Source organism: Umezawaea tangerina (assembly GCF_003002815.1).
In the GTDB taxonomy this organism is placed as follows: domain Bacteria; phylum Actinomycetota; class Actinomycetes; order Mycobacteriales; family Pseudonocardiaceae; genus Umezawaea; species Umezawaea tangerina.
In genome coordinates, this window is sequence record NZ_PVTF01000005.1 from 30,001 (window position 1) to 56,018 (window position 26,018).

Genomic DNA, 26,018 nt, shown 5'->3' on the forward strand with positions numbered 1-26,018 from the left:
CCGGTCGATCGGAGGAGCGGCGGGGTCCGTCCCATGGAGGGGTTGACGGGGAAGCACGCCGTTGGAACAGTGGCCACCGGGCGGTGAGAGCGCTTCCACAGATTCTGACCGCCCCGGCACCGTTGCCACCCGCCCTGGTCGCGGAGCCGCGCCACGCCCGCGACGCGCTAGGGAAGGGTCGACGTGGAGATCAAACGACGCAGTCTGCTGGCGGCGGGGGTGGGCGCGGCGGGTCTCTCCGCGATCGGCGTCCCGCTCGCCGGACCCGCGGGCGCGGCGCCCGGCACACCCGTGACGGAGGAGCTGCTCCTCACCGGGACCGACGCGGACAACACGGTGGACTGGGACTTCCGGGTCACCGCGGGGCGGCGCGGCGGGGTGTGGAGCACCATCCCCACCCCGTCGAACTGGGAGTTCCACGGCTTCGGCAGCTACAACTACGGCTCCGCGCTGGTGCCCGACGAGAAGGGCGAGTACCGGCGCTCCTTCACCCCGCCCGCCTCGTGGGCGGACCGGCGGGTCTTCCTGGTCTTCGAGGCGGCCATGACCGACACCGACGTGCGCGTCAACGGGGTCTCCGCTGGGCCGACCCACCAGGGCGGCTTCTACCGGTTCCGCTACGACGTCACGTCCCTGCTGGAACTCGGCCACACCAACCTGCTCGAGGTGACGGTCAGCAAGGAGTCCGCGGACAACTCGGTCAACAACGCCGAACGGCGGGGCGACTACTGGAACTTCGGCGGCATCTTCCGCCCGGTGTGGCTGGAGGCCCGTCCGGCCGCGCACGTCGACCGCGTCGCCGTCGACGCGCGGGCCGACGGGACGTTCGGCGCCGACGTCGTGCTCGCGGGCGTCACCGCGCCCGGACGGGTCACCGGGCTGATCAGGCGCCCGGACGGCTCCCCCGTGGGTGAGCCGTTCTCGGTGGCGGTCGCCGCGGGCGCGACCAGGGCGACCATCACCACGACCGCGGCACAACCCCTGCTGTGGACGGCCGAGACGCCGAACCTGCACCAGGTGGAGGTGACGCTGACCGACGGCGCGGGCACGGCCCTGCACACCACCGGCGTGCGGTTCGGGTTCCGCACGGTCGAGGTCCGCGCGGGCGACGGGCTCTACGTCAACGGGCGCAGGGTCGTGCTCAAGGGCGCCAACCGGCACACGTTCTGGCCCACGTTGGGCCGCGCGTCCAGCCCGCGGCTCGCCCGGCAGGACATCGGGCTGATGAAGGACATGAACATGAACGCCGTCCGGATGTCGCACTACCCGCCGGACGGCTTCTTCCTCGACCTGTGCGACGAGCTGGGGCTCTACGTCCTCGACGAGCTGGCGGGGTGGCAGAAGCGCTACGACGAGGGCGTCGGCGCGCCGCTGGTGGCCGCGACGGTGACCCGCGACGTGAACCACCCGTCCATCCTGTTCTGGGACAACGGCAACGAGGGCGGCTGGAACACCGCCCTGGACGACGACTTCGCCCTGCACGACCCGCAGAAGCGCAAGGTGCTGCACCCGTGGACCACCTTCAGCGGGGTCGACACCAGCCACTACCAGTCCTACTCCAGCACGGTCGCCAAGGCGGCGGGCAGTGCCGTCTTCATGCCGACCGAGTTCCTGCACGGCCTCTACGACGGAGGCGCGGGCGCGGGCCTGAACGACTACTGGAAGGTCATGGGTGGCGCGCAGCGGTCCGCGGGCGGGTTCATCTGGTCGTTCGTCGACGAGAGCGTCGTGCGCGACGACCGCGGCGGAGCCCTCGACACCGCGGGGAACCTGGCGCCGGACGGCATCCTGGGCCCGTTCCGCGAGAAGGAGGCCAGCTACCACACGGTCAAGGACATCTGGTCGCCGGTGCAGCTGGCCAGCCCCGACTACTACGCCACGACGTTCCCGAGCGCGTTCGACAAGACGGTGAAGGTCGTCAACAGGTACGACTTCACCAACCTCGACCGCTGTTCGTTCACCTGGCGGCTGCTGGCGTTCGCGGCTCCCGGCGGCGGCGCGGGCCACGCGGTCGTCGCCGAGGGCACGGTCGCCGGACCCGACGTCGCGCCCGGCGCCAAGGGGGCCGTGGCACTGGGCCTGCCCTCGACGTGGACGGGCGCCGACGCGCTGAGCCTGACCGCGACGGACCGGACCGGCCGGGTCGTCAGCGCGTGGACGTGGCGGATCAGGAAGGCACCCGAGCACGCCGCGCGGCTGGTGGTGCCCGTGTCGGGGAGCGTCACCGCGACCGAGGACGCCACCACCGTGACGATGACGGCCGGGTCGACCCGGATCACCGTCGGCAAGTCCTCCGGGCGGCTGGTGGGCGTGACCCGCGACGGGGTGGCCGTGTCGCTGGCCAACGGTCCGGCGTTGGCGGTCGGGACGGCCGAGCTGACCGGTCTCCAGCACTTCCGCGACGGCACCGGGTGGGTGGTGCGGGCCGACTACAGCGGTGACCTGACCTCGGTGCGGTGGCGCCTGGACTCCAACGGCTGGTTGCGGTTGGAGTACGACTACCACCGCACCGGGAACCACGACTTCCTCGGCGTGAGCTTCGACTACCCCGAGGCGAAGGTGCGCGGTGTGACGTGGCTCGGCGACGGGCCGCACAACGTGTACAAGAACCGCAGGCGCGGTGCGACGCCCGACGTGTGGGCCAAGGCGTACAACGACACGGCCGTCGGCGCGAGCAAGTGGCAGTACCCCCAGTTCAAGGGGTACCACGCCAACGTGTGCTGGGCCGCGCTGGCCACCTCCGAGGGCACCATCACCGTGGTGTCCGAGCAGGAGGGCCTGTTCCTGCGGCTGTTCACCCCCGCCGTCGGGCCCGATCCCCTGCACGCCACCGCCCCCTACCCCGCGGGCGGTCTGTCGTTCCTGGACGGGATTCCCCCGATCGGGAACAAGTTCCACGACGTGGGCCAGCTGGGTCCGGAGAGCGCGCCGAACGCGGCCGCCGGGAACTACCACCGTTCCCTGCACTTCCGCTTCGACGCGTGACGGCGGACGGGCGGTCGTGTCCTCAACGACCGCGGTAGTGGGTGACCAGGCCGACGATGCAGGCGACCGTCAGCAGACCGAAGGGGATGCTGACGGCGACGCCCAGGCCCAGCAGCGACGCGGCCGCGTTGCAGAGGCCGCCCACGACGAGCGTCGTCCAGAGGAGAACCGGGTGTTTGCGCGAGGTCTTGGTGTTCGTCATGGCCCAAACGCTAGTGATCGGACGCCGCTCCGCTGAGCCCCTCAACACCCGGATCGCCGGTGGAGCAGGCTCTACCACGCCCGGCCGGGCAGCTCGGGAGGACCGCCGAACCGCCTGGTCACGTGGCCGAGGGCCATGAGCGCGAAGACGTCGGCCAGCAGCGGCACGTGGAAGATGAAGGGCCGCGGGCCGATGGAGTCGCTGACGGAGGGGATGCTCCCGTCCTCCTGCTGGTGCCGCAGCAGGAACCGGACCCCTTCGGCCGCGGGGCGCGGGTCGTCCTGCGCGCACAGGGCCATGACGGCGTAGGAGGTGCTGATCGGGTCGCTGGGGCTGTCGGCGCGCTGGCCCCAGCCGCCGTCGTCGTTCTGGCCGCCGAGCACGAAGTCCAACCCCCGCGCGGCGATCCGGCCCGCGGGTCCGTCCGGGATCCGGGACGCCATCAGCACGGCCCGGAAGACGGTGTGCAGCAGGCTGCTGCTCCAGTCCGGCGGGAAGGTGCCGTCCGCCAGCTGCTCGTCGGCCAGGAAGGACAACCCGTCCGCGAGGACCTGCCGGTGCTGCGTGCGGTCGTAGGTGAAGGCGTCGAGCGCGGCGACCGTCATGCACGCCTCGGGCGCGGAGTCCCGGACGTAGGTGGGGAAACCGCCCCGCGGATGCCGCACGGCCAGCAGCGACGCCAGTCCGCGCTTGACCGCCTGGTCGCTCGCGTTCCCGGTGCGGGACTGGAGGAACTGCAGGGCGACCGAGGTGTCGTCCACGTCCGTCTGCAGCGCGACGTCGGTGACCGACCAGCCGCCGCCCGGCAGCTGGCTCCGGACTAGGCGCGCGGCGATCCGGTCCAGCACCGGCTCCGGGGCACCGGCCGCCGCCAGTGCGACCCCGGCGGTCACCGTGCACCACGTGTCGGTGTCGGTGACGAACGGGACGCCGCCGTCGGACCGCACGTGCCGCAGGGCCTTGCGGATCCCGTCCGCGACCACGGTCTCGGTGCCGGGCAACCGTTGCAGGGCGTGCAGGGTGAACAGGTGGATGAGCAGGTTGCCCTCCCAGACCTCGGGCGAGCGCTGGGTGGCCAGCAGGACGTGGGCGTCCTCGTCGGCGAGCGAGCCGGTCAGGACGCCCTTCAACGCCGTGACCTGGACCTGCGCCCAGGAGTGCAGACCGTCGCGGCGCAGGACGTCCCGGTAGGCCCGGTCGGCGGCGGCGGACTCGCCGAGCACCGCGAACACCCCGTCCAGCAGGGCGCGCTTGCGCGGACCGGTGAAGTCGGGGCACTTGGCGACCACGCTCGCGCGCAGCTCACCGGTGGGCCCTCCGCCCCGGGACAGGGCGGCCTGGGCGATGGCCAGGTCGAACGGTTCGGTGCCCGTGGGAAGGGAGCGCAGGTAGCGGGTCTGCCGGTCGAACGGCTGCCCGGTGCTCTGCAGCAGGCGCAGCAGGAGGGCGGTCTCCAGCGGACGGCCGTGGCAGGGGAACCGGACCGCGCCATCGGGGTCCACGTGCGAGGCGACGTACCGGGACAGCCGGGCCGTCGCGTCCCCGAGCGAGTCTGGAACTGACGACGACGGCCACGGTTCGCCGCCGTGGTGGGAAAGGGGGCGCATGGCGGACCTCGCTGGGTGCTCGGGTGGGGCGCGACGGGTGCTGGTTCAGGGGCGGCGGCGGACGACGACCGGCATCCGTTCCGGCCGCAGCGTGACGACCGCCTTCGGCCGGACGGCCCGCGACGAGGCGGGCACGACCCGCCAGTGCGGGAGCAGGCTCGCGAGGATCGTCATGACCTCGGTGACCCCGAAGGCCTCGCCGACGCACCGGTGCACTCCGGCGCCGAACGGGCAGTAGGCGCCGCGGGGCAGTGCGCCCCGCCGTTCCGGCAGCCACCGGTCGGGGTCGAACCGCTCGGGGTCCGGGTACCAGCGGGGATCCCGGTGCAGCGCGTAGGGGCTGTAGTACACCGAGGCGCCGACGGGTATGTCCCGGCCGCCGAGGCTCAGGGGTGCCGTGGCCCGGCGGCGGACCAGCCACACCGGCGGGAACAGCCGCAGGGCCTCGCTGACGACGCGGCGCAGGCGCTCCAGCTCCGGGAGGTCGTCGGCTTCGACCGGTCGGCCTCGCAGGACGTCCTCGACCTCCTGGCGCACCAGGGCTTCGCTGTCCGGGTTCAGGCCCAGCAGGTGCAAGACCCAGCACACCGTGGTCGCGGTCGTCTCGACCCCGGCCACCAGCATCGTCATGATCTCGTCGTGGATCTGCCGGTCGTCCAGCCCCGGCACCCCTTGCGCCTGGGCGTCCCGGAGCCTGCCCAGCAGGTCGGTACCGGCACCGGCGGGCCGTTCGGGCTGGTGCGCGCCCAGCGCGTCGGCGATCGCGTGCAGCCGGCCGAGCGCGGCGGTGTAGCGCCTGCGAGCGGGGGTCGGCAGCTTCGTCACGAGCTTGACCGGGGCGAGCGCGATCCGGGAGGCGATGTCGAGGCACGTGGGCAGCGCCGCGGACACGTCGTCCGCCATGCCCTCGGGCGACCGCACGCCGAAGAGGCTCGTGAGCACCCCGGTGGTGGCGACGACCAGCATCTGCCGGACGAGGTCGACCGTCCCGCCGTCCCGCCACCGCGCGGCCTGCGCTTCCGCCGCCTGCCGCAGGAGCGGGACGTAGGAGGCGACCTGCTCGTGGTGGAACACCGGTTGCACCAGCCGCCGTTGCCGCCGGTGGAACTCGCCGTCGGAGCTGCCCAGCCCGTTGCCCGTCAACGCGCGGGTCTTGTCCCCCGTCGTGCCGCGACCGACCTGGCCGGAGAGCTCCGTAAGCAGGCTCCAGACCAGATCGGGGTCGTTGACCAGGTAGGCGGGGTGGCCGCGCAGCAGGAAGGGCGCCACCGCGCCCGCGGTCCGCTGCCGCTCCAGGAACTCCAGCGGACGCCACCGCAGCCACGGGAGGTGACCGAGCACCGGCAGGGCGGCGGGAAGTGCTGGGTGCGTAGTGGAGCCCGGCATCACGGCGCCTACCCGCGCGGGAGCACTTGGTAGCGGGCCGGGCTCGTGATCACGAACCAGTCGTACTGCCCGCGCATCCAGTACCCCATTCCCGTGACGCAGCGCAGCACGCCCGACCTGTCCCGTTCGCTGAGGGAGGCGAACTCCTTGGTGCGCGGCAGTTCTGCCACCAGCGCCACGAACTCCCGCGCCTTCGCGTTGGTCATGTCGACCGCGCGGGCGAGGGCGTCGTGCTCGGGCAGGTCGGCGTGCCGGACGAGCACGTCGACGAGGTTGAACCGGCTCCCCGAGCGCCGTTCCTTCCGGTAGGAGTAGATGTCGTTGGTCCACGTCAGCACATCGGCGCACGCGTCGTGGAGTCCGCGCCACGCGGCGGAGCCCCGGAACTCCTCGGGCAGATCGGTCCGCGCGACGACCTCGACGAGGTGGATGGTCGGCTTGGCCGCGCCCTCCTCCCTGCGCAGCACCAGGAACTCCGCCGGCTCCGGGAGGTCGTCCGCGGTCGACGTCCCCGCGAACCGGATCGCGTGGCGCAGGTAGGAGTCGAAGTCCCGCCGGAACCTCTCGCCCCAACCGGGGCTCATGCGCGCCGTGACGTCCTCGCGGAACCCGTCCATCCCGGCGGTGACCGCACGCGGCAACCCGGTGGCCGCCAGGTCCGCGGGAGCGCCCGTGGTGCTCCCCGCGAAGACGTCCTCGCAGAGGTCGTCCAGCGGGAACAGCCACAGCAGCCACTCGGCGACCGGCCCGATCGTGTCGGCCTCGGCCTGGGGTGACGTGCGGCAGATCAGGTCGACCATGACGTCGTCGCCCTGCACGAAGTGCCCCAGCCCGGCGGCCTCCAAGCGCTCGCGAACCTCGCGGGCCCGGTGCCGGACCAGGCTTTCCGGCTCGTAGCGACCGGCGTCGAAGGGCAGGACGAGCGTCGGGGTGCCCTGGGCGGCGGTCATCCGGTCTGCTCACGGGCGTCGGCGGCCGGTCGCCGAGGGATCATCGGCATCCGGTTCGGGTGCACGGTCCCGGTCGCCACCTCGCGGATCCGTTGCCCGGCAACGGGTTCGAGCCGCCAGTGGGAGCAGATCACGGCGAGGGTCGTGGTGAGGCCCACCAGTGCCATCTTCTTCCCGATGCACACGTGCGCGCCCGCGCCGAAGGGGAGGTAGCAGCCCTTGGTGGCCGCGCCGTGGCCCGTGGGCGACCACCGGTCGGGGTCGAACCGCCGTGGTTGCGGGAACCAACGCGGGTCGTGGTGGAGCAGGTGCGGGCTGTAGACGATCTCGGCCCCGGCGGGGAGCTCGACCTCGCCCAGGCGCACCGGTTTCAGCGTCCGGCGCATGATGAACGGGACGGGGTAGCGCCGCAGGGTCTCGCTGACCACGTTGTTCAGGTAGGTCAGGGAGGACACGTCGGCGGCGGCGGGCGCGCGCCCCGCCAGGACGGTCGCCAGCTCCTCGCGCACCCGGCGGGCGATGTCCGGGTTCCGGAAGATCTCGTACAGCGCCCAGCTCAGCACCGCGGCGGTGGACTCGCTCCCGGCCACCAGCATCGTCATGACGTGGTCCCGGACCTGCCGACCGGACAGCCCGTGCCCGTGGTCGTCCTGCGCCGCGAGGAGCGACCCCAGGAGGTCGCCGTGCGCGTCCTCGCCGCGCGCACGCCGCGCGGAGATGATGGTGCCGACGACGCCGTCCAGGCTCCGCATGGCCTTCTTGAAGCGGAAGTTCCCGACCGTCGGCATCCGCTCCAGTCCGCTGGGCAGGATCGTGCGGAAGAGGACGCTCTTGAACAGCGCGGGCATGTGGAGCCGGAGACTTTCCAGGTTCGCCGCGGTGAGGTCGGTGGAGAAGAGGCTCTGCGCGGTGTTGGTCAGCGCCAGGTCCTTCATCTGCTCGTCCACCGCGAGCACCTCGTCCGCCGTCCAGGACTCGACGAGCGCCGTCGTGGAGTCGCGGACGTGGTCGACGTGGGACGCGACCTGCTCGTTGGTGAACGCCGACCTCAGGGACCTGCGCTGCTGCTGGTGGGCGGTGCCGTAGGACGTGAGCAGGGAGTCCCCGAACCACGCGCTCGCCTTGGTCATCAGCCTGCCGCGGTCGTAGTCCCGGTCGCCGGGCACCAGCAGCTGGTGGGCCACGGCGGGGTCGGTGACGACGTAGGCGGGGATCGGCCCGAGCCGGACCTCGACGACCTGGCCGACCGACGGCAACGAGGACAGGAACTCCAGGCGCCTGGCGATGAGCGCGGGCGCGTGGCCCACGACGGGCCACCGGCCCGGCGCACCCGCTGCTCCGACCGGACTCGGGCTTCTCATCGGCGGACCCCCAGGTTGTGCGCGACCGCGTCGCGCGCCGGTTGTCGAATATTCGCCACCATCGGGCACGCCGGGATCGCGTATGCCCGGTGGAGCGGTTTCCTATCGTCGGGCGGTGAACCGTGGTGGTGCCTCCCGTCGAGGCTAGGGAGGCAGGCGCGGCACGCGGTTGAACCACAGCGACATCCGGATTGAACATCGGCGCCACAATCCCGCGAGGTGGACGAGCAGCGATGGACAGCACTGGATCACGGGCGGAAGGGACGTTCTCGGTGGACTCCACCGTCCGCGGGGCGTCCGCCCGCGGCTTCGCCGCCTTCCGCCGCGAGTGGGAGTCGCAGCTCGGCGGGGGCTTCCGGATGCCCGCCTTCAGCCCCGCCACGACCGGTGACTTCCGGGTCAGGAGCTGCGGCACCAGGATGCGGGACGTGGCGATCATCAACCTCCACGGCGTGTCGGCCGTGGAGGCCGCGGGATCCTCGCACTGCGCCGAGGACCTGGTGCGGATGCACGTGGTGCGACGCGGGACGTTGCGGGTCGGCGAGGTGCGCGAGCACGCCGACGGCACCGTGTCGGCGGGCCGGTTCCTCATCCGCTTCTTCAAGCGCGCGCCGCGCTACGAGCTCGTGCGGCACACCACGGTCAAGTTCCTCTTCCTGCCCGCCTCGACGCTTACCCCGCTGCTCGGGAACCGGATGATCAGCGGGTCGACCGACTCGGCCGAGATGCGCCTGCTGCTGGCCCACACGAACCTGGTCCACGAGAACGCCTCCGACCTCGGCCCGGCCGGCGTGCAGGCCGCCCGCGACGCCCTGGTCGAACTGGTCAAGGCGGTGGCCCTGCGCCAGTTCGACGACGTCGAACCGCTGCTCGCACCCGCGCTCGCCCTGGCCGCGAAGGAGCTCGCGGACACCCACCTCACCGAACCCGGCCTGTCCACCGCGATGCTGGCCCGCGAGCTCAACGTCTCGATGCGCACCCTGCAACGGGCTTTCGCCGCGACCGGCGAACCCGTCACCACCTACATCCGCCGCAGACGCCTGGAACAAGCCCGGCTCGCCCTCACCTCCCCCACCGGCCCACCCGACATCTCCGACCTCGCCGCCCGCTGGCAGTTCGCCGACAGCAGCCACTTCATCCGCACCTTCAAGAAGCACTACGGCCAAACCCCCACCGAGTACACCCGCTCGACCAGAACGGCCGACCGCTGACCGCCGTCAGCGGCCCTGCCAGCGCGGCTGCCTGCCTTCGGCGAAAGCGCGGGGGCCTTCGGCGGCGTCCGCGCTGCGCGTGCGCCGTTCCTCCCACACGTACCGGGTCGCGAAGGCCTGAGGTAGGGGCAGGGTGGCGGAGGTGGCGGCGGCTTCCTTGGCGGCGCGGACGGCCAGTGGGGCGCAGCGGAGGATGTCGGTCACCCAGCCGTCCACTGTGGAGTCGAGCTCGTCGGCGGGGACGACCTCGTTGACCAGGCCCAGGTGCCAGGCGCGGTCGGCGGTGAGGTCGCGGCCGGTGATGAGGTGGCCCAGGGCGGTGCGGAACGGGAGTTGGCGGGTGAGGCGGAAGACGCCGCCCGCGCCGGCGACCAGGCCCAGCCTGGCTTCCGGCAGGCCGAAGCGGGAGCCTTCGGCGGCGATGATGACGTCGCACGCCAGGGCGAGCTCGAAGCCGCCGCCGAGCGCGTAGCCGTTCACCTTCGCCACAACGGGTTTGGCCAGGGCGAAGCGTTCGGTCAGGCGTGGCCAGCCGGGTTGTCCCCGGCTGCCGAACGTGGCCGGGGCCGCGGTGCCGTTCGCGTTGCGCTCGGCCAGCTCCTTGAGGTCCTGGCCGACGGAGAACGCGCGGTCGCCCGCGCCGCTGAGCACCGCGACCCAGAGGTCGTCGTCGCGCTCGAACTCGTCCCAGGCCGTCGCCAGCTCCTCGTGCATCCGCAGGTTCATCGCGTTCAGCACGGCCGGGCGGTTCAGGGTCACGTGGGCGACCCGTCCACGCCGCTGGAAGTCCACAGTGGACATGCACCCTCTTCTCGACAGCTCAGAACTGCGACGGGACGGCGGCGAACCGCACGGTCGACCACTGCCACTGGGTGAACTCGTGCCAGCTCTGCCCGAAGCCGTGCCTGCTGCCGTTGCCGGAGGCACCCCGCCCGCCGAACGGCACGAAGGCGTTGTCGTCGACGGTGTGGCCGTTGACGTGCACGATGCCGGTGGCGAGTCGTCGGGCCAGCGCGAGCCCGCGTTCGGCCGAGCCGGTCTGCACCGCGGCGACCAGCCCGTAGGAGGTGCGGTTGGCCAGGGTGACGGCTTCGTCCTCGTCCTCGGCCACGATCACCGGTGCGACCGGTCCGAAGATCTCCTCGGTGAACGCGGGCATGTCGGCGGTGACGTCGGCGAGCACCGTCGGGCGGTAGTACAGGCCGTGGTGGGTGCCTCCGGTGAGCAGCCGCGCACCGGCCGCCGCGGTGTCCCGGACGATCCGGTCCACCCGTGCCAGCTGCGCCCGGTCGATCAGGGGGCCGAGGGCCACGTCCTCGCGCCACGGGTCGCCGGTCGTCAGCGCCCGCGCCCGTGCGGTGAGGCGGGCCAGGTACTCCTCCGCCACGTCGCGCAGGACGATGTGGCGCCCGGCCGCCATGCAGATCTGCCCCTGGTGGAAGAACGAACCGGTCGCGCCCGCCGAGCTCGCCAGGTCGAGGTCCGCGTCGTCGAGCACGATGATGGCGTTGTTGCCGCCCAGCTCCAGCGACACGCGCTTGAGGGCGCGCCCGGTGACCGCGCCGATCTCCACGCCGACGTCGGTCGAACCGGTGAACGCGATCATGGCGATGTCCGGGTGGCCGGTGAGCGCGCGACCCACCCGCGCGTCCCCGGCGACGACGTTGAGCACCCCGGCCGGGAGTCCGGCGTGCTCGAAGAGCGCGGCGAGCACCCGGCCGCCCGCGACGTGGGTGTGCGGGTCGGGTTTGAGCACGACGGCGTTGCCCAGGGCGATCGCGGGAGCGACGGCGCGCATGCCCAGCAGCAGCGGGACGTTCCACGGGCTGATCACGCCGACCACCCCGAGCGGCAGCCTGCGCCCGATGCTGTGCCTGCCGTCGGGGTCCGGCAGCAGCTCGCCGTGGGGCTGGGCGGGCAGCGCCGCGGCGCTCCAGAGCTCGTCGAGCACGGAGGCGACCTCGTGCCGCGCCTTGGCGCGCACGGATCCGCTCTCGCGGACCAGCCATTCGACCACCTCGTCGGTGTGCTCCTCCAGCACGCGGGCGGTCCGCCGCAGCACGGCGGCGCGCTCCATCGGGGACGTGGCGGCCCAACCCGGTTGTGCCGCAACGGCTTCGTCGACCGCCGCGTGCACGGCCGCGGTGTCGGAGAGCACCACGTGGTCGAGCACGTCGCCGGTGGCGGGCTCGACGACCTCCCTGGTACCCGGTCCGGGTGGGGTCGGGGCGAACAGGCGGTTCATCGGGTACCCCTCCGCGTGTGTCCGGTGATGGGGACGTCCACCAGCAGGGGCGCGTCCAGGTGGGCCGACCTCGCCACGGCGTCGACCACGTCGTCGGTGTGCCCGGCACGGATCGCGGCGACGCCGAAGAACCCGGCGGCCCTGGTGAAGTCCAGCTCACCGAGGTCCAGTCCCGCGTACTCCCCCACCCGTGTCGCGCGGCTGCCCCAGGAGTCCAGCGTCTCCTTGAGCGTGCGGTACTCGCCGTTGTTCATCACCAGGAAGGTGACCGGCACCCGGTACCGCGCCGCGCTCCACAGCCCTTGCAGGCCGAACAGCGTGCACCCGTCGCCCAGCACCGCCACCACGGGCCGGTGCGGGGCGCCCATGCGCGCGCCGACGGCCGCGCCGATCCCGGACCCGAGGCCGCCGCCGACCGTGTGCACGTAGGAACGCGGCCGGGTCTGGCGAAGCACGCGGCGCAGCTGGGCTCCGGTGGTGATGGCCTCCTCGACGAGCACCGCGTCCGGCGGGAGGCCGGTGGCGATGGCGTGCGCCACGGCCAGCGGGTCCAGCGGAGCCGGGCCGCGGGCCGCTCGGGCGGCTCGGTCCAGCTCGGTCCACCGCGCTTCGTGCCTCCTAGCGATCACGTCGAGGCGGGCGGCGGCATCCGGAACGCGACCGTGGAGCAGCCGCGCCAGCCGGTCGAGGCTCGGCTTGACGCCACCGGTGAGACCGAGGTCGACGGGGAAGGTCCGGCCCGGCTCCGCGGGGTCGGAGTCCAGCTGCAGCACGCGCGTGCCGTCGGGGATGGCGCCGCCGGGTGTGTAGTGGTGCGGTGTGAACGCGTGGCAGCCGACGACGAACACCACGTCGTGGCCCGCGAGGGCCTCGCGGACGCGCGCGTTGACCGGGTCGAGCACCCCGGCGTGCAGCGGGTGGGTGGTGGGGAAGCAGACGCCGTCGTTCATCGGCTGGTGGAACGTCGTGGCGCCCAGCGCCTCGGCGACGGCGACCAGCTCGGCGACCGCGTCGTCGCGCCCCACTCCGTCACCCGCGACGATGGCGGGGTTGTGCGCCCCGGCGAGCAGGGCCGCCGCTTCGGCCAGTCCGCCCGCCGGTGCCGGTGGCGCGATCACCGACCGGGCGGGCAGGTCGACGTCGGTGGTCTCGGCCAGCAGGTCCATCGGCAGCGAGAGGAAGACCGGGCCCGCGGGTGGTCGCACGGCGAGGCGGAACGCCCGGCGGAGCAGCACCGGCAGGTCGTGCGCGTGCTGGACGTCGAAGGCCTGTTTCACCACCGGTCCCGCGATGCCGACCAGGTCGCCGGCCAGCATCGGGTCCTCGACGAGGTGCCTGCGGTCCTGCTGCCCGGCCGTCACGACCAGCGGTGTGCGGGACCGCCCCGCGTTGAGCAGTCCGACGAGCCCGTTGGCCAGGCCCGCCGCCACGTGCAGGTTGACGAAGGCGGGGCGGCCGGTCATCCGCGCGTAGCCGTCGGCCATCGCGACGACCGAGCCCTCCTGCACGCCCAGGACGTAGTCGATGTCGGGCGCGTCGACCAGCGCGTCGAGCAGCGGCAGCTCGGTGGTGCCGGGGTTGCCGAAGACCTTGTCGACGCCTTCGTCGCGCAGCACGGCCAGGAGCGCGTCGACCGGTTTCACGAGGCGAACCGCCCCACCTTGGCGAGCACGTCCGGGCTGTAGAGCCGTTGTGCCTGGACCAGAGCGAACCGCGCCAGGTACGCGCGGAACACGTCGGGCGGCTCCTCGGCGAGGGTGAGCATCGCGCGGTTGGCCACGACCGCGGGGTTGTCGAGGTCGTGCGCGGCCCGGTCGAGCGCGTCGCCGACGTCGCCCGGCTCGACCACCTCGTCGCAGACCAGTCGCGCGTCGGGCTCGCCCGCCCACAGCTTGCGGCCGCCGAGGATCACCTGCCGCGCGAGCCGTCCGCCTGCCAGCCTGCCCAGTCTCAGGTTGCCCGCGCCGGGCACGATGCCCTCCCGTGCGGCGGGCAGGCTGAAGTACGCGTCCGCGCCCGCGACCACCCGGTCGAACACGAGCAGCAGCTGCATCCCCCCGCCGATCGCGAAGGTGTCCACGCCCGCCGCCCACGGCTTCTCCACCGCGTCGTGCGGCCACGTGGACGGGTCGTCCTCGACCGCGAGGCCGCGCAGCAGCTTGTGGATGAACCCCGTCTCCCGGCGGAGCAGGAAGTCGATGTAGGTGATCCGGCCGCAGTGCAGGTCCTTGAGGTTGATGCCCGCGCTGAACACCCGCCTGCCCGCGTAGCGCGGGTGGTCCACCTCTCCCCCGCGCAGCGTGCCGACGTGCACGTCGTCGTCCAGCAGCGCCAGGTCCACCGCGGTCTCCAGGTCGTCGACGAGCCTGTCGTCCTCGGCGTTGAGGCAGTGTCCGTTGTGGATGGTCACGTGGGCGACGCCGTGCAGGCGGACGAGGTGCACCGAGCCCAGGTGCAGCTCGCCGACGCGGCGGAACTCGGGCAGCAGGGCCAGGGCGCGGGGTGTCGGCCCGCGCATCGACTCCAGCACGTGCGCCCCGACGTCGGGCAGGCGCAGCAGCTCGCTGAAGAAGATCGCCTGGTCGATCTCCCGCCCCTCCTTGTCCGCCTGCGCGTGGCGGAGCTCGGCCGCCATCTGGTCGGGGTCGGGCAGCAGGCCGGGTACGCGCCGGGCCGCTCCCCGCGCGAGCTCGGGGAGCCGGGGGGACAGGGTCCGCCGCTCGGTCACCTCGTCGTACACGGTCGTGGCGTGTGCACGCAGGAACGACGACCGCAGGCGTCGTGCCGAGCGGTGCACGACGTCCGCGAGCCCGTGCTGCCGCGGTGAACGGTCCGGTTTGGACGGTAGCGCGGCCAGCAGGTCCTCGCCGTGGGCCAGGTGCGCGGCCAGCGCCGCGGCGTCGGGGTCGAACCTGCCCGTCACGGTGGGCAGCGCTCGCACCCACCGCTCGGTCGTGCCGCTCGCGGTCACGGCGTCACCCCGGCGGCGGTCCGCCGCAGGACGCGGTCGCAGGCGGCCAGGTGCGTGCCGAGCGCGTCCTCGAAGCTGATCCCCTGCGCCTCCAGCAGGAGCCTGCGCCGGATGGCGAGCTCGGTGCCCGCCACACCGCCCGCCAGCTCGACCTGCGCGGCCAGTGCGCCGTCCGGGTCGTCGGTGACCTCGTCGAGGAGGTTCAGCCGCGCGGCGTGCCTGCCGGTGATCTCCGCTCCGAACAGCACGAGCTGTCGCGCGGTGGCCACGCCGAGCTGGTTGGCCAGCCGGTACACCACCATGCCCGGCCACGGTTCGCCCGCCGCGAGCGGGAGCATGAGCCGCGAGCCGGGTGTGCCGATCCGGTAGTCGCACGCCAGCAGCACCTCGAGCGCGGGACCGGCGCACCGGCCGTCGACCACCGCGATGGTCGCCGACGCGACCCGTTCCAACCGGCGCAACGCCTGTTCCCACTTGCCGACCACGTCGATCGCGAGGTCGGCGCGCCCGGAGGGCTCGTCCGCCCCGCCCAGCCGCAGCACCAGGACCGCGTCGGCCGCCTCGTCGCACAGCCGGTGCACCGCCTGGACCAGCGACGGCGTCACCGGTTGCGCGCTGTCGACCTCCAGGGCGCGCGCAGTCGAGCCGGACCACCCGTGTTCCACGGACATGTCCCCCACCACCTTCCGCTCAGTCGTCACCGGATCAGAACCGCAGCAGCGCCGTCTCGATGGTCGATCCGGGTCCCATGGTCATGAGGACGCCGTGGTCGCCCGGTCCGGCCGACGTCTCGTCGAGCAGCCGCGCGTAGGAGAAGAGGAACGACCCGCTGGACAGGTTCCCGTGGTCGCGCAGCACCCCGGTGGTGTGCCGGACGTCGTGCCGGGTGAGGCCGAGGTTGACCATCACCGAGTCGATGACCTTCTTCCCGCCCGAGTGCACCACCCAGTGCGCGATGTCGTCGGTGCGCAGGCCCGTGCCCGCGAGCAGCTCGGCGACGACGGCCCCGGCGTTCGCGCCGACGACGTAGGGCACGTCGCGGTCGAGGAAGAAGCTGAACTTCGCGTGCTCGTCGTCCCAGTCGTAGCGCATCGCGTCGATGGCCTCGGGGATGATGCGGCTCGCGAACTTCAGCACCTCCGGGGCGAGCGCGCCGCCGGTGTCGCCCGCGACCAGCGCCACCGCGCCCGCGCCGTCGCCGAACAGGCTGTTCACCACCGACGTCCGCATCGTGCCGTCGAAGACGTAGGCCGCGGAGCACGCCTCGATGCACACCATCAACGCCAGCTCGTCGGGATGGGCGCCCGCCCAGGAGGTCACGGCGTTGAGCGCGTTCAGCCCGGCGTTGCAGCCCATGCCGACCACGTCCAGCCTGCCGGTGTCCGGGCGCAGCCCCAGGTCCTTGATCAGCAGGGCGCTGAACCCCGGCGTGAGGAAGCCGGTCGTGGTGACGCAGCACAGGTAGCGCACGTCGTCGGGGACGGCACCGGCGCGTTCCAGGCAGGCGAGCAGCGCCCGGCGCCCCATGTCCAGGCCCGAGTCGCGGTGCTTGCGCAGCAGCTCGCCCTGCGTCTCCACGCGCCTGGTCCCGTCGGGCAGCTCCGGCGGCAGTCGCAGGGAACGGCGCTCGATCGCGCTGTTGAGGAAGAGCGACCGGATGCGCGGGTCCCGCACGCGGAAGAGGTCCACCAGCTCGTGTTGGGTGTAGGAGGAGGGCGGGGTGGCGACACCGACGCCGACGATCCTCGGGGCGGTGCGCCCGCGCTCGCCGCCGATGTCGGCCCGGACGACCGGGGCCGCCCTCTCCGGAAGGACTGTTGGGGTCATTTTCCCCTCGCATAGGGAAGTGTGGCCGGGAATCCGCGCAGAACGCCGGACCGGCTCGTCCGGGCCGACGCTAGCGACCCGCGAATCGGGTGACAACACGACCGGAAAGCGCTCGACCACCGTTCGGGGACGCCACCGACGACACCCGCGCACACCCGTCCGGGTCTGCGCATTCCGACGAATGCAGCACACCGGACCTGTTCAACCGGCGTTATCGCGCAGTTGAACAACGCGCACCGGAACAGGACACAGGTGTTCGACCGGAGAAATTGTTTTCGACCCCTTTCCTGTTAATCTCCGGCCGTGATTCACGGACGAGAATTGCCATTGCTCTCACCCCGCGGCGGGTCACCGGTGGACCGGATGGGGTTCGGCGCCATGTGGCTGACCGGGTACGGGCCCGCGCGCGATCCCGACGCGATGGTGCGCCTGGCCCGGCGCGCCGTCGAGCTGGGCGCCGGTGTGGTCGACACGGCGGACGGGTACGGGCTGGGCGCCAACGAGGAGCTGCTGGCGAAGGCGCTGCACCCCTACCCGGACGGCGTGCTGGTGGCGACGAAGGTGGGCCAGGTCCGCTCCGCCGAGCGCAAGTGGCAGCCGCTGGGCCGCCCCGCCTACCTGCGTCAGCAGACCGAGCTGAGCCTGCGCCGCCTGCGCGTGGACACGCTGGACCTGCTCCAGCTGCACCGGATCGACCCCACCGTGCCGGTGGAGGACCAGCTGGGCACGCTGGCGGAGCTGCAGCAGGAGGGCAAGGCGCGGCACATCGGGTTGTCCGAGGTGACCGCGGACCAGCTCGAGGCCGCGCGCGGGCACGCCCGGATCGCGAGCGTCCAGAACCGGTACAACCTGACCGACCGCGAGCACGAGGGCGTGCTGGAGCACTGCGAGCGCGAGGGGATCGCGTTCATCCCGTGGTGGCCACTGGCACGCGGCGAGCACGCGCTGCGCCAAGGCCCGATCGGCCGGGTGGCCGACGAGCTGGGCGCTACGCCCGCGCAGGTCTGCCTGGCGTGGTTGCTCAGGCGTTCCCCGGTCGTCCACCCCATCCCCGGCACGAAGTCGCTCGCGCACCTCGACGAGAACATGGCCGCGCGGACCGTCGAGCTCGACGACCGGCGGTTCCGCGAGCTCGACGCGCTGGCGCCCGCCGCCGGGAAGTGACAGGTCGCCGGGCCGCAGGAGCTGCGTCGCCGCCCGGCGACCGGAGCTGACCCACCGCCCAACGGCACAAGCCCGCCCACCGCCGGGCGACAGGCGCCGACCCGCCGCCCGGCCGTGGTCGTCAGCCGACGATCGGCTTGCCGGTGGCCGACCTGGGCAGCTCGTCGCGGATCTCCACCTTCCGGGGCACCTCGTGCGGGTCCAACCGCCCGCGCGCCCACCGGACGAGGTCGGCGACCGGGACCGGGTACCGGAGCACGACCCGTGCGACGGGCACCTCGCCGCGCACCGGGTCGGCCTCCGCGAGCACCTGCGCCTCCCCCACCGCCGGGTGCGCGCACAGGGCGCGTTCGACGGTCGACCGGCTCACCTTCTTGCCGGAGACGTTGATGACGTCACCGATGCGCCCCAGCAGCCGGATGGTCCCGTCGGCGCCGAGGACGGCGCGGTCCCCCGTCCGGTAGGACCGGGCGCCGTCGACGGGCAGGGGCCGCACCCCGTCGGGCCCGAGGTAGCCCGCGGCCAGTGAGTCGGTGACGACCACCAGCTCGCCGTCCGGTCCCTCCACGCGGACCTCCACCCCGGTCAGCGGCCGCCCGACGGTGCCGGGTTCCAGCACGGGGGTCACCGGGCCGATCGACACCGTGCCCGTCTCCGACGAGCCGTAGGCGTTGACCAGCGGGAGCAGCAGCCCGCCGACGACGGTGTCGGGCAGCGGCGCCCCCGACGACACCGCCTTCTCCAACGTCGGCGAGCCCGGCCACGACGAGTCCACGACCAGCCGGTACTGGAACGGCAGCCCGACCAGGACCACCGCCCCGACCTCCGCCACCGCCTTCGCGATCGCGGACGGCAACGTCCTCGGCCCGACCAGGCGCACGGCGGCGCCCGCGAGCAGCGGCGCGACCAGTCCGGTGTTGAAGCCGTAGGAGTGGAACACCGGCGCGGTGGTCACCACGGCGGCGCCGGGCCGGTAGTCCAGGGCCGAGGCGATCCGCGCGCAGTCGGCGAGCACGCTCGCCGGTGGTCGGACCACCCACTTCGGCGCGCCGGTGGACCCGGAGGTCGGGAACAGCTGCGACCCGGCGGGCACGTCGGGGGCGTGCCACCCCTCGCCCGACCGCACGACGGACAGGCGCAGGCCCACGACCTCGTGCGCGTCGCCGTCGGACGGCCCCCCGTCGCGGACCAGCAGACCGGTGCGGGGCACCGCCGACCTCGGGTCGACGTGCGCCAGCGGGACGCCCGCCATGGCGCACCCCATCGACACCACCGCGGTGGCCACCCCGTCGTCCACCTGCGCCATGGCGATCTCACCTGATTCGCACCGCCGTGAGAGGAAGTCCGCGAACCGCGCGGCGCCCGCGCGCAACTCCCCGCGGGTGAGCGAGCCCGACCCGTTCACCAAGGCCACGTCGTGATCGTTCCCGTGGAGTGCGCTGGACACGTCATCCGGCATTTGTTCCCTCGCTTTCTGCGGAGTCGTCACGCTAACCGGCGCCGATAAGCGCGGCCAGCGCGTTCGGAACGGTTGTTCGACCAGAGGCATATCCCTTTTCCGCCGTTGCCATTAGGCTCGCTCGACGAAAAGGAATCGGGTTTCCCCCGGTCGTCACCGGAAATGTCCCAACCGGAGGCAGTCGTTGTTCTCGTCGAGCGGGTTGCGTCGATCGGTGCGGCCGTTGGCCCTGCTGGGGCTGGTGCCGGTGCGGGTCAGGATCATCGCGATCGCGATGGGGGTGGTGGAGAGCTGCCTGCCCCCGGCGGTCGCGTTCTCGTTCGGGTCGCTGGTCGAGCGGTCCTCCACGGGTGGTCCCCTCGTGGTCGCCGCGGCGACCCTGGTGGCGCTGCTGGCCGTGCAGCAGCTGTCGGAGATCGCGATCGCCCCGATCAGGGAGCGCGTCGCACGCGAGATCGACGGCCGGTTCCGCCGGTCGGTCGGCGCACTGGCCCTGTCCCCGGTGGGGGTCTCGCACCTGGACGACCCGGTGGTCGCCGACCTCATCGGCCGGGCCACGTCCGAGGTCAACGGCTTCACCCCCGGCCGGGCGAGCGCCGCCCAGGTCGTCGTGATCAGCCAGGTCGCGGCCGCGCTGGGGTGCCTGGTGCTGCTGTCCTTCCGCGCCCCGCTCGCCGCCCTCGCCATGCTCGTGCTGCTGGTGCTGGCCAGGGTGTCCACGACCCGCGTGCTGGTCCGGTTGAACGACGTCGTGGTGCGGGCGGGTGCCCTGGCCGGGCGGGCCGACTACTGGCGCAGGCTGGCCACGGGGATCGAGGGCGCCAAGGAGGTGCGCGTCTTCGGGCTGGCGGAGTGGGTGGTCGACCGCTGGCGCGACCGGCACACCGACCGGGTGCGGACGGTGTCGCGGGCACGGGCCCGCGCGCTCGTGCTGGCCTGGCTGCCCCTGGCGCCGGTGGGTGCGGCCGCGTTGGTCGGGCTGCTCGCCGTGGTCGGCGTCGCCGAGCCGGGGCCGGTCGCCCAGCACGTCATGGCGGTGTTCGGCGCCCTGGGACTCGGCGCGGTCAGCTGGGACGTCTTCGTGCTGGCGCACGGCAGGGCCCCGCTCGACGCCTACGACCGGCTGCGGACCGTGCTGCCCCCCGCTCCCGCACCGGAACCGTTCGCGCCGCCCACCGGCGGACCGCCCTCGATCCGCTTCGAGGACGTCGCCTTCGCCTACGGCGACGGCGATCCGGTGCTGTCCGGGATCACCCTCGACGTCGCGCCCGGCGAGGTGGTGGCGGTCGTCGGGGTCAACGGCGCGGGCAAGTCCACGTGCGTGAAGCTGCTGCAACGGCTGTACGAGCCCGATCGCGGCCGGATCACCGTCGACGGCGTCGACCTGCGCGACCTGGACGCGCGGGCGTGGCGGGACCGGATCGCCTTCGTGGGCCAGGACTTCGCCCGGCTCGACCTGTCGTTGCGCGACAACGTCACCCTGGGGGCGCCGGAGCGCCGTCACGACGACGAGCTGTTCGAGGCCGTCGCCGCCGAGTTCGACCTGGCGGACCTGGTGCCCGCCGACACCGGGTGGGACACGCCGCTCTCCCGCGGCCGGACCGGCGGCACGGACCTGTCCGGCGGGCAGTGGCAGCGCGTCGCGTTGGCGCGCGCTCTCTTCGCGGTGCGGGCCGGAAGACAGGTGCTGGTCCTGGACGAGCCGACCGCGCACCTCGACGCCGACGCCGAGTTCGCGGTGTTCCACCAGGTCGTGACCGCGATGAGGGGCGCGTCGATCATCCTGGTCTCCCACCGGCTGGCCACGGTGCGCTTCGCCGACCGGATCGCCGTCTTCCGCGACGGCGTGGTCAGCGAGCTCGGCAGCCATTCCGACCTGATCGCCTCGCCCGCCGACTACGCGCGGATGTTCGACGTGCAGGCGAGCCCGTTCGCGGAGGACCTCTCATGATCCGCTCCACCCGCCGGTGGTCGGCGTTCGCCGGGACCATGTGGCGCGCGAGCCCGTGGCGGTGCGCCGCGGTGCTGCTCACGCTGGCGATCGACGTCGTCGGCCAGCCCGCGTTCGCGGTGCTGCTGGCCGGTTTCACCGACGCGGCGCTGCGGGGCGACCCCGCGGGTGCCGGTGTCCACGCCGTGCTCGCCGCCTCGGCGTGGGCGGCGGTCAGCCAGAGCCGCGGCGTCCGCAACCAGCTGCGCAACGACGTCCGCGACCGGGTCGGGCACCTGGTCACCGAGGACGTCATGCGCCTGACCGCGACCGAGCCGCGCGTCGACCACCTCGAGGACCCGCGCACGCTCGACCAGGTCGACCGCGTCTCGGCCAAGGGGTACACGATCGCGGACACCGTCTGGGCCGCGCTCGAGGTCGCCGCGATCAGCCTGACGGTCGCCCTGACCCTGGTCGTCATGTCGACCGTCTCCCCCGCGCTGCTGCTGGTGCTCCCGGTCATCCTGATCACGTTGTGGCTCAACAAGGTCGGCCAGGACGGCGTCCGGCGCGCGGTGGAGACCGCGGACGAGCCCCTGCGGGTCGGCGCGAACCTGCTGCGGCTCACGCACGACCCCCGTGTGGCGGGCGAGCTGCGGGTGACCGGCGCGGGTGGCGCGGTGCTCGACGAGCACGAGCGCCAGTGGGCGACCGCCTCGCGCGTCCTGGACCGGGCCGAGGCCCGCGCCGGTGTCCTGCTCGCGGCGGGCTGGCTGGTGTACGTGCTCGCGATCGGCGCGGGTCTGGTCTGGGCGGCGACGCAGATCGACAGCGGCCGGGTGGGGGCGGGCGACCTGGTCATGATCCTGGCGATCGCCCGCCAGCAGCAGCTCTCGGTGCAGATGGCCGTGAACGGGTTCAGCAGGATGTCCGAGGGCGTCGTCACCGCGGCGGCCTACGACGAGGTGCGGGCGACCGTGGCGCCGACGGCGCGGCAGGCCGCCGGGGAGCACGACGGGATCGGCGGCCGACTGCACCGGGGCATCGCCCTGCGCGACCTCTCCTTCACCTATCCGGGCACCTCACGGCCCGTCCTCGCGAACCTGGACCTGGAGCTGCCCGCCGGCACCATGGTCGCCCTGGTCGGCGCGCACGGATCCGGCAAGACGTCCGTGATCAAGCTCCTGACCGGGATGCACGCGCCGACGTCGGGACGGATCGAGGTCGACGGCCGACCGCTCGACACGATGGCTCCCGAGGCATGGCGGGCGCGCGTCGCCGCGGGGTTCCAGGACTTCGTGCGGTTGCAGGCACTCGCGCGCGAGTCGGTGGGCGTGGGCGACCTGACGGCCGTCGACGACCTGCCGCGCGTCGAGGGCGCGGTCCGCGACGCGGGCGCCGAGGACGTGGTGGCCGCGCTGCCGGAAGGCCTGCGCACCCAGCTGGGCACGACGTTCGGGGGCGTGGACCTGTCCGGCGGCCAGTGGCAGAAGGTCGCCCTCGCCCGCGGCCACATGCGGCAGGACCCGCTGCTCGTCGTGCTCGACGAACCGACGGCGGCACTGGACCCGTTGAGCGAGTCCGAGGTCTACACCAGGCAGCTGTCCTACGCCCGCGCGATGGCGCGCAGGTCCGGGACGGTGACCGTGGTGGTGTCGCACCGGTTCTCCACGGTGCGGATGGCGGACCTGATCATCGTGCTCGACCGGGGCGCGGTCGTCGAACAGGGCGACCACGACCACCTCATGGCGGCCGGCGGCACGTACGCCCGGCTCTACACCTTGCAGCGCGACTCCTACGTCGGACCGGCGTCCGACGCGACAGGACGGGCAGTGATGAACGATGAGCACTGAAGTCCGCACGGCGGGCGCCGTCTTCCACGGCTCCCGGTCCATCACCGCTCCCCCCACCTGGGCGCAGCAGGCGATGTGGAACACGATCGGCCGGATGCGGCCGAACGACGCCTTCCTCAACGCCAAGTTCGCGCTGGCGGTGCCGGAGGGCCGCACGGTGGACGACGTCTGCCGGGCCGTCGGCGAGGCCGCCGCGGCGCACGAGGCCCTGCGGACCAGGTACCCGGAGTCGGCCGACGGGCACATCACCCAGGTGGTCGAGCGGTCGGGCGAGCTCCCCGTCACCGTGCGCGCCTCCGACGCGACGCCGGTGCTGACCGTGCTGGACGACCTGGCGGAGCGGGCCTTCGACCACGCGGCCGACTGGCCGGTCCGGTTCGCGGTGCTGGTCGACGACGGCACGCCGACCCACCTGCTGTTCGTCGGCTCGCACCTGTCGTTCGACGGCATCGGCAAGAACCTGCTCCACGAGGACCTGGCGGCGCGGCTGGCGGGCGAACGACCGCGGGCCGACCGGACCCCTCCGATGACGGCCGCGGACCTCGCGATCGACGAGCAGTCACCCGCGGCGCAGGCCCGCAACGCCGCCGCGGTCGCCCGCTGGCACCGCCTGGTGGACACCCACGACGTCGTGCACTTCCCCTTGGCGCTGCACGACTCCGACATCGACCCCCGGTGGCTGGTGAGCAGCATGTCGGCGCCGGTGGTGGCGCCCGCCGTCGAGCTCATCGCCCGGCGCTGCCGCGTCACCACCCCAGCGGTGTTCATGGCCGCGACGGCCGTGCTGGTCTCGGCGCTGTCCGGCAGACCTACGGTCGTGCTCAAGAACATGATCTCCAACCGCTTCACCGACGCCGAGAAGGCGTTCGTCGGCACCATCTCCCAGTCCTGCGCGACGGTCGTGCACGTGGGCGGGTCCACGTTCGACGAGGTCGTGACCCGGACCATGACGGCGAGCGTGCGCGGCTACTCGATGGGCCGCTACCGGCTCGCGGACATCTACGACGTGGCACCGCCGCAGCTGTTCGACTGCTTCCACAACGACCTGCGCGACGTCGACCGGCGCGGACCGGGCGAGCCCCCCAGGGTCGAGGAGGTGACGGCGTTGCGGGAGGTGTCCTCCGCGGTGCCCGCGCTCCGGCTCCCGTTGCACGGCAGCAAGTTCTACCTCGAGGTCCGCGACGGCGCCGACGGCCCCGAGTCGGTGCTGATCGTGGACCGCCGCCACCTGGCGCTGGCCGAGCCGGAGCGGCTGCTCCTCGCGCTGGCCGCGTTCCTCGCCAACCGCGCGACCTCCCCCGCGGTCGGCGGGGCGGTGGGGCAGCTCCTCGAATGCCTTGTCCGCACACCGATCCGCCTCGACGGCCGCACCTGAGCCCCCGGAAGGAGTCCGCGCCGTGCTGGACCCGGACCTGATCGACCTGCGCGAGTTCGGCGAGAGGTACTACGACGACCCCCACTCGGTCTACCGGGAGCTGCGCGACCGCGGACCGGTGCACCGGGCGCTCCTGCCGGACGGGAGGACCGCGTGGTTGGTGCTGGGGTACAAGGAGGTCCGCGACGCGCTCGCCGATCCCGGTCTGAGCAACGACGTCGCCCGGTCGCGTCGGGAACGGGGACGCGACACCTCCGGCGCGCACCTGCTGCTCAGCGATCCGCCGCGGCACACGCGGCTGCGGAAGCTGGTGGCCAAGCACTTCACCCCGCGCCGGGTCGAGCTGCTGCGCCCGAGGATCGAGCAGATCGTCGACGGCCTGCTGGACGACGTGGAGCGCGCGGGCGCGGTCGACCTCGTGGAGTCGTTCGCGCTGCCCCTGCCCGTCACGGTGATGACCGGGATCCTCGGTGTCCACGACCTCGACCCGACGCGGTTCCGCGCGTGGACGAACGCGATCGTCGTCTCCGACGGCGGCAGCGCCGAGGCGCGGGAAGCGCTTGCCGCCATGCACGAGTACCTCGCGGGGCTCTTGGCCGCCAAGGAGCACGACAAGGGAGACGGGCTGCTCGACGAGCTGATCGAGGCGCGGCGCGACGACCCCACCGCGCTGAGCGCGGCCGAGCTGCTGTCCATGACGTTCTTCCTGCTGGTGGCCGGGCACGAGACGACGGTGAACCTCATCGCGAACGCCGTGCACCTGCTGTTGACCAACCCCGCCCAGCTGGCCCGCGTTCGCGACGACCCCGACCTCGTCGCCGGGGTCGTCGAGGAGGCGCTGCGCCACGAGGCTCCGCTCAAGCTCGCCGCGGAGCGGTTCACCACCGCGGGCATCACCATCGGCGACACCGCCGTGCCCGGCGACGGCGAGACCGTGCTGCTCGGGTTGGCCGCCGCGGGACGCGACCCCGACCGGTACACCGACCCGGCCGCGTTCGACGTGACGCGCTCGGCGGGCGGCAACCTGGCCTTCGGGTCGGGCCTGCACCGCTGCCTCGGGGCGCCGCTGGCCGCGATCGAGGCGCGGATCGCGATCGGGGCGCTCCTGCGCCGGTTCCCCGACCTGCGGCCCGACGGCGCTCCGACCTGGTGGCGCAGCTCGGTCACCAGGGGGCTGAAGAACCTGCCGGTCCGCGTGTCAGTGGAGAGGACGTACATGGTTGACGATCGCAAGTCCGTGGTGCGGGAGCTGTCGGAGCGCGTCACGCTGTTGATGCCCGAGCTGCGCGAGGTCGCGTTCGACGAGACCAGCGACCTGCGCGACTTCGCCGGGTTCGACTCGCTGGTGATCCTCCAGCTGCTCACGCACGCCGAGGAGGTGTTCGGCGTCTCCCTGATGGAGGACGACGTCGCGATCGACAGCGCCTCCTCGGTCGGCAGGCTCGCCGAGCACATCGTCGGGAACCGCCAAGCGCTCTAGGTCGTGTTTCAC

At 73.0% G+C, this 26,018-nt stretch carries 19 protein-coding genes; 7 read left to right on the forward strand and 12 right to left on the reverse strand.

All coding sequences use genetic code 11. The features are described 5' to 3' along the window. Window positions 1-183 precede the first annotated feature (183 nt). Window positions 184-2,985, forward strand: a complete 2,802-nt coding sequence (locus CLV43_RS17700; RefSeq protein WP_245886615.1) for a glycoside hydrolase family 2 TIM barrel-domain containing protein — start codon at window positions 184-186, stop codon at window positions 2,983-2,985. 22 nt (window positions 2,986-3,007) lie between these two features. Here CLV43_RS17700 and CLV43_RS17705 read toward each other — a convergent pair whose 3' ends face one another. From CLV43_RS17705 to CLV43_RS17725, 5 genes are all read right to left on the reverse strand, one after another. Next, window positions 3,008-3,187: a hypothetical protein gene (locus CLV43_RS17705; protein WP_106188325.1), complete on the reverse strand. Its 180-nt coding sequence runs from the start codon at window positions 3,185-3,187 to the stop codon at window positions 3,008-3,010. 71 nt (window positions 3,188-3,258) lie between these two features. After that, a complete protein-coding gene (locus CLV43_RS17710; protein ID WP_106188326.1) occupies window positions 3,259-4,794 on the reverse strand; it encodes a prenyltransferase/squalene oxidase repeat-containing protein in 1,536 nt (511 codons plus the stop codon). A 45-nt stretch (window positions 4,795-4,839) separates the two neighbouring features. Beyond that, window positions 4,840-6,180 carry a cytochrome P450 gene (locus tag CLV43_RS17715; RefSeq protein WP_106188327.1) on the reverse strand — a complete coding sequence of 447 codons (1,341 nt, stop codon included), beginning with the start codon at window positions 6,178-6,180 and terminating at the stop codon, window positions 4,840-4,842. An 8-nt stretch (window positions 6,181-6,188) separates the two neighbouring features. Then, complete coding sequence (locus tag CLV43_RS17720) at window positions 6,189-7,130, reverse strand: terpene synthase family protein (protein ID WP_106188328.1); 942 nt, start codon at window positions 7,128-7,130, stop codon at window positions 6,189-6,191. Then, window positions 7,127-8,491: a cytochrome P450 gene (locus CLV43_RS17725; RefSeq protein WP_106188329.1), complete on the reverse strand. Its 1,365-nt coding sequence runs from the start codon at window positions 8,489-8,491 to the stop codon at window positions 7,127-7,129. Before CLV43_RS17725 ends, CLV43_RS17720 begins: the two co-directional genes overlap by 4 nt. A 233-nt stretch (window positions 8,492-8,724) precedes the next feature. Here CLV43_RS17725 and CLV43_RS47825 point away from each other — a divergent pair, with 233 nt between their 5' ends. Then, entirely contained in the window at window positions 8,725-9,702 is a 978-nt protein-coding gene (locus tag CLV43_RS47825; protein ID WP_170155887.1) for a helix-turn-helix domain-containing protein, read from the forward strand. Window positions 9,703-9,708: 6 nt separating this feature from the next. Here CLV43_RS47825 and dpgD read toward each other — a convergent pair whose 3' ends face one another. The 6 genes from dpgD to dpgA are packed head-to-tail and all read right to left on the reverse strand — an operon-like array spanning window position 9,709 to window position 16,745. Next, the gene (dpgD, locus tag CLV43_RS17735; protein WP_106188330.1) at window positions 9,709-10,503 is read right to left on the reverse strand and encodes an enoyl-CoA-hydratase DpgD; all 795 of its coding nucleotides are present in this window, start codon (window positions 10,501-10,503) and stop codon (window positions 9,709-9,711) included. A 19-nt stretch (window positions 10,504-10,522) separates the two neighbouring features. After that, on the reverse strand, window positions 10,523-11,947 hold the full coding sequence (locus tag CLV43_RS17740) for a benzaldehyde dehydrogenase (RefSeq protein ID WP_106188331.1): 1,425 nt from the start codon (window positions 11,945-11,947) through the stop codon (window positions 10,523-10,525). Further along, a complete protein-coding gene (locus CLV43_RS17745; protein ID WP_106188332.1) occupies window positions 11,944-13,590 on the reverse strand; it encodes a thiamine pyrophosphate-binding protein in 1,647 nt (548 codons plus the stop codon). Before CLV43_RS17745 ends, CLV43_RS17740 begins: the two co-directional genes overlap by 4 nt. Beyond that, the gene (dpgC, locus tag CLV43_RS17750) at window positions 13,587-14,918 is read right to left on the reverse strand and encodes a (3,5-dihydroxyphenyl)acetyl-CoA 1,2-dioxygenase DpgC (protein ID WP_245886616.1); all 1,332 of its coding nucleotides are present in this window, start codon (window positions 14,916-14,918) and stop codon (window positions 13,587-13,589) included. The genes CLV43_RS17745 and dpgC overlap by 4 nt, the downstream gene beginning before the upstream one ends. Beyond that, entirely contained in the window at window positions 14,915-15,589 is a 675-nt protein-coding gene (dpgB, locus tag CLV43_RS17755; RefSeq protein ID WP_106188783.1) for an enoyl-CoA-hydratase DpgB, read from the reverse strand. The genes dpgC and dpgB overlap by 4 nt, the downstream gene beginning before the upstream one ends. 34 nt (window positions 15,590-15,623) lie before the next feature. Next, window positions 15,624-16,745, reverse strand: coding sequence for a 3,5-dihydroxyphenylacetyl-CoA synthase DpgA (gene dpgA / locus CLV43_RS17760; protein ID WP_106188333.1), 1,122 nt, complete (start codon window positions 16,743-16,745; stop codon window positions 15,624-15,626). A 363-nt stretch (window positions 16,746-17,108) separates the two neighbouring features. Here dpgA and CLV43_RS17765 point away from each other — a divergent pair, with 363 nt between their 5' ends. Beyond that, window positions 17,109-17,909, forward strand: a complete 801-nt coding sequence (locus CLV43_RS17765; protein ID WP_106188334.1) for an aldo/keto reductase — start codon at window positions 17,109-17,111, stop codon at window positions 17,907-17,909. A 121-nt stretch (window positions 17,910-18,030) separates the two neighbouring features. On the opposite strand, the gene CLV43_RS17770 is transcribed toward CLV43_RS17765, so the two are convergent. Next, entirely contained in the window at window positions 18,031-19,323 is a 1,293-nt protein-coding gene (locus tag CLV43_RS17770; protein ID WP_170155888.1) for a class I adenylate-forming enzyme family protein, read from the reverse strand. Window positions 19,324-19,582: 259 nt separating this feature from the next. Here CLV43_RS17770 and CLV43_RS17775 point away from each other — a divergent pair, with 259 nt between their 5' ends. Genes CLV43_RS17775 through CLV43_RS17790 form a run of 4 tightly spaced genes read left to right on the forward strand, consistent with a single transcriptional unit; the run spans window position 19,583 to window position 26,006 of the window. Next, window positions 19,583-21,319: an ATP-binding cassette domain-containing protein gene (locus tag CLV43_RS17775; protein WP_106188336.1), complete on the forward strand. Its 1,737-nt coding sequence runs from the start codon at window positions 19,583-19,585 to the stop codon at window positions 21,317-21,319. Then, window positions 21,316-23,151, forward strand: a complete 1,836-nt coding sequence (locus CLV43_RS17780; protein WP_106188337.1) for an ABC transporter ATP-binding protein — start codon at window positions 21,316-21,318, stop codon at window positions 23,149-23,151. The genes CLV43_RS17775 and CLV43_RS17780 overlap by 4 nt, the downstream gene beginning before the upstream one ends. Continuing rightward, window positions 23,141-24,526 (forward strand): condensation domain-containing protein, encoded by a 1,386-nt coding sequence (locus tag CLV43_RS17785; RefSeq protein ID WP_106188338.1) that lies wholly within the window; start codon window positions 23,141-23,143, stop codon window positions 24,524-24,526. Before CLV43_RS17780 ends, CLV43_RS17785 begins: the two co-directional genes overlap by 11 nt. Before the next feature lie 22 nt (window positions 24,527-24,548). Further along, complete coding sequence (locus CLV43_RS17790; RefSeq protein ID WP_106188339.1) at window positions 24,549-26,006, forward strand: cytochrome P450 family protein; 1,458 nt, start codon at window positions 24,549-24,551, stop codon at window positions 26,004-26,006. Window positions 26,007-26,018 lie beyond the last annotated feature (12 nt).

What these genes read in the sequence shown, in the direction of transcription:
- CLV43_RS17705 (WP_106188325.1), bottom strand. Translation starts at nt 3,187, where the DNA reads ATGACGAACACCAAGACCTCGCGCAAACACCCGGTTCTCCTCTGGACG.
- CLV43_RS17710 (WP_106188326.1), bottom strand. Translation starts at nt 4,794, where the DNA reads ATGCGCCCCCTTTCCCACCACGGCGGCGAACCGTGGCCGTCGTCGTCA.
- CLV43_RS17715 (WP_106188327.1), bottom strand. Translation starts at nt 6,180, where the DNA reads ATGCCGGGCTCCACTACGCACCCAGCACTTCCCGCCGCCCTGCCGGTG.
- CLV43_RS17720 (WP_106188328.1), bottom strand. Translation starts at nt 7,130, where the DNA reads ATGACCGCCGCCCAGGGCACCCCGACGCTCGTCCTGCCCTTCGACGCC.
- CLV43_RS17725 (WP_106188329.1), bottom strand. Translation starts at nt 8,491, where the DNA reads ATGAGAAGCCCGAGTCCGGTCGGAGCAGCGGGTGCGCCGGGCCGGTGG.
- CLV43_RS47825 (WP_170155887.1), top strand. Translation starts at nt 8,725, where the DNA reads ATGGACAGCACTGGATCACGGGCGGAAGGGACGTTCTCGGTGGACTCC.
- dpgD (WP_106188330.1), bottom strand. Translation starts at nt 10,503, where the DNA reads ATGTCCACTGTGGACTTCCAGCGGCGTGGACGGGTCGCCCACGTGACC.
- CLV43_RS17740 (WP_106188331.1), bottom strand. Translation starts at nt 11,947, where the DNA reads ATGAACCGCCTGTTCGCCCCGACCCCACCCGGACCGGGTACCAGGGAG.
- dpgB (WP_106188783.1), bottom strand. Translation starts at nt 15,589, where the DNA reads ATGTCCGTGGAACACGGGTGGTCCGGCTCGACTGCGCGCGCCCTGGAG.
- dpgA (WP_106188333.1), bottom strand. Translation starts at nt 16,745, where the DNA reads ATGACCCCAACAGTCCTTCCGGAGAGGGCGGCCCCGGTCGTCCGGGCC.
- CLV43_RS17765 (WP_106188334.1), top strand. Translation starts at nt 17,109, where the DNA reads ATGGGGTTCGGCGCCATGTGGCTGACCGGGTACGGGCCCGCGCGCGAT.
- CLV43_RS17780 (WP_106188337.1), top strand. Translation starts at nt 21,316, where the DNA reads ATGATCCGCTCCACCCGCCGGTGGTCGGCGTTCGCCGGGACCATGTGG.
- CLV43_RS17785 (WP_106188338.1), top strand. Translation starts at nt 23,141, where the DNA reads ATGAGCACTGAAGTCCGCACGGCGGGCGCCGTCTTCCACGGCTCCCGG.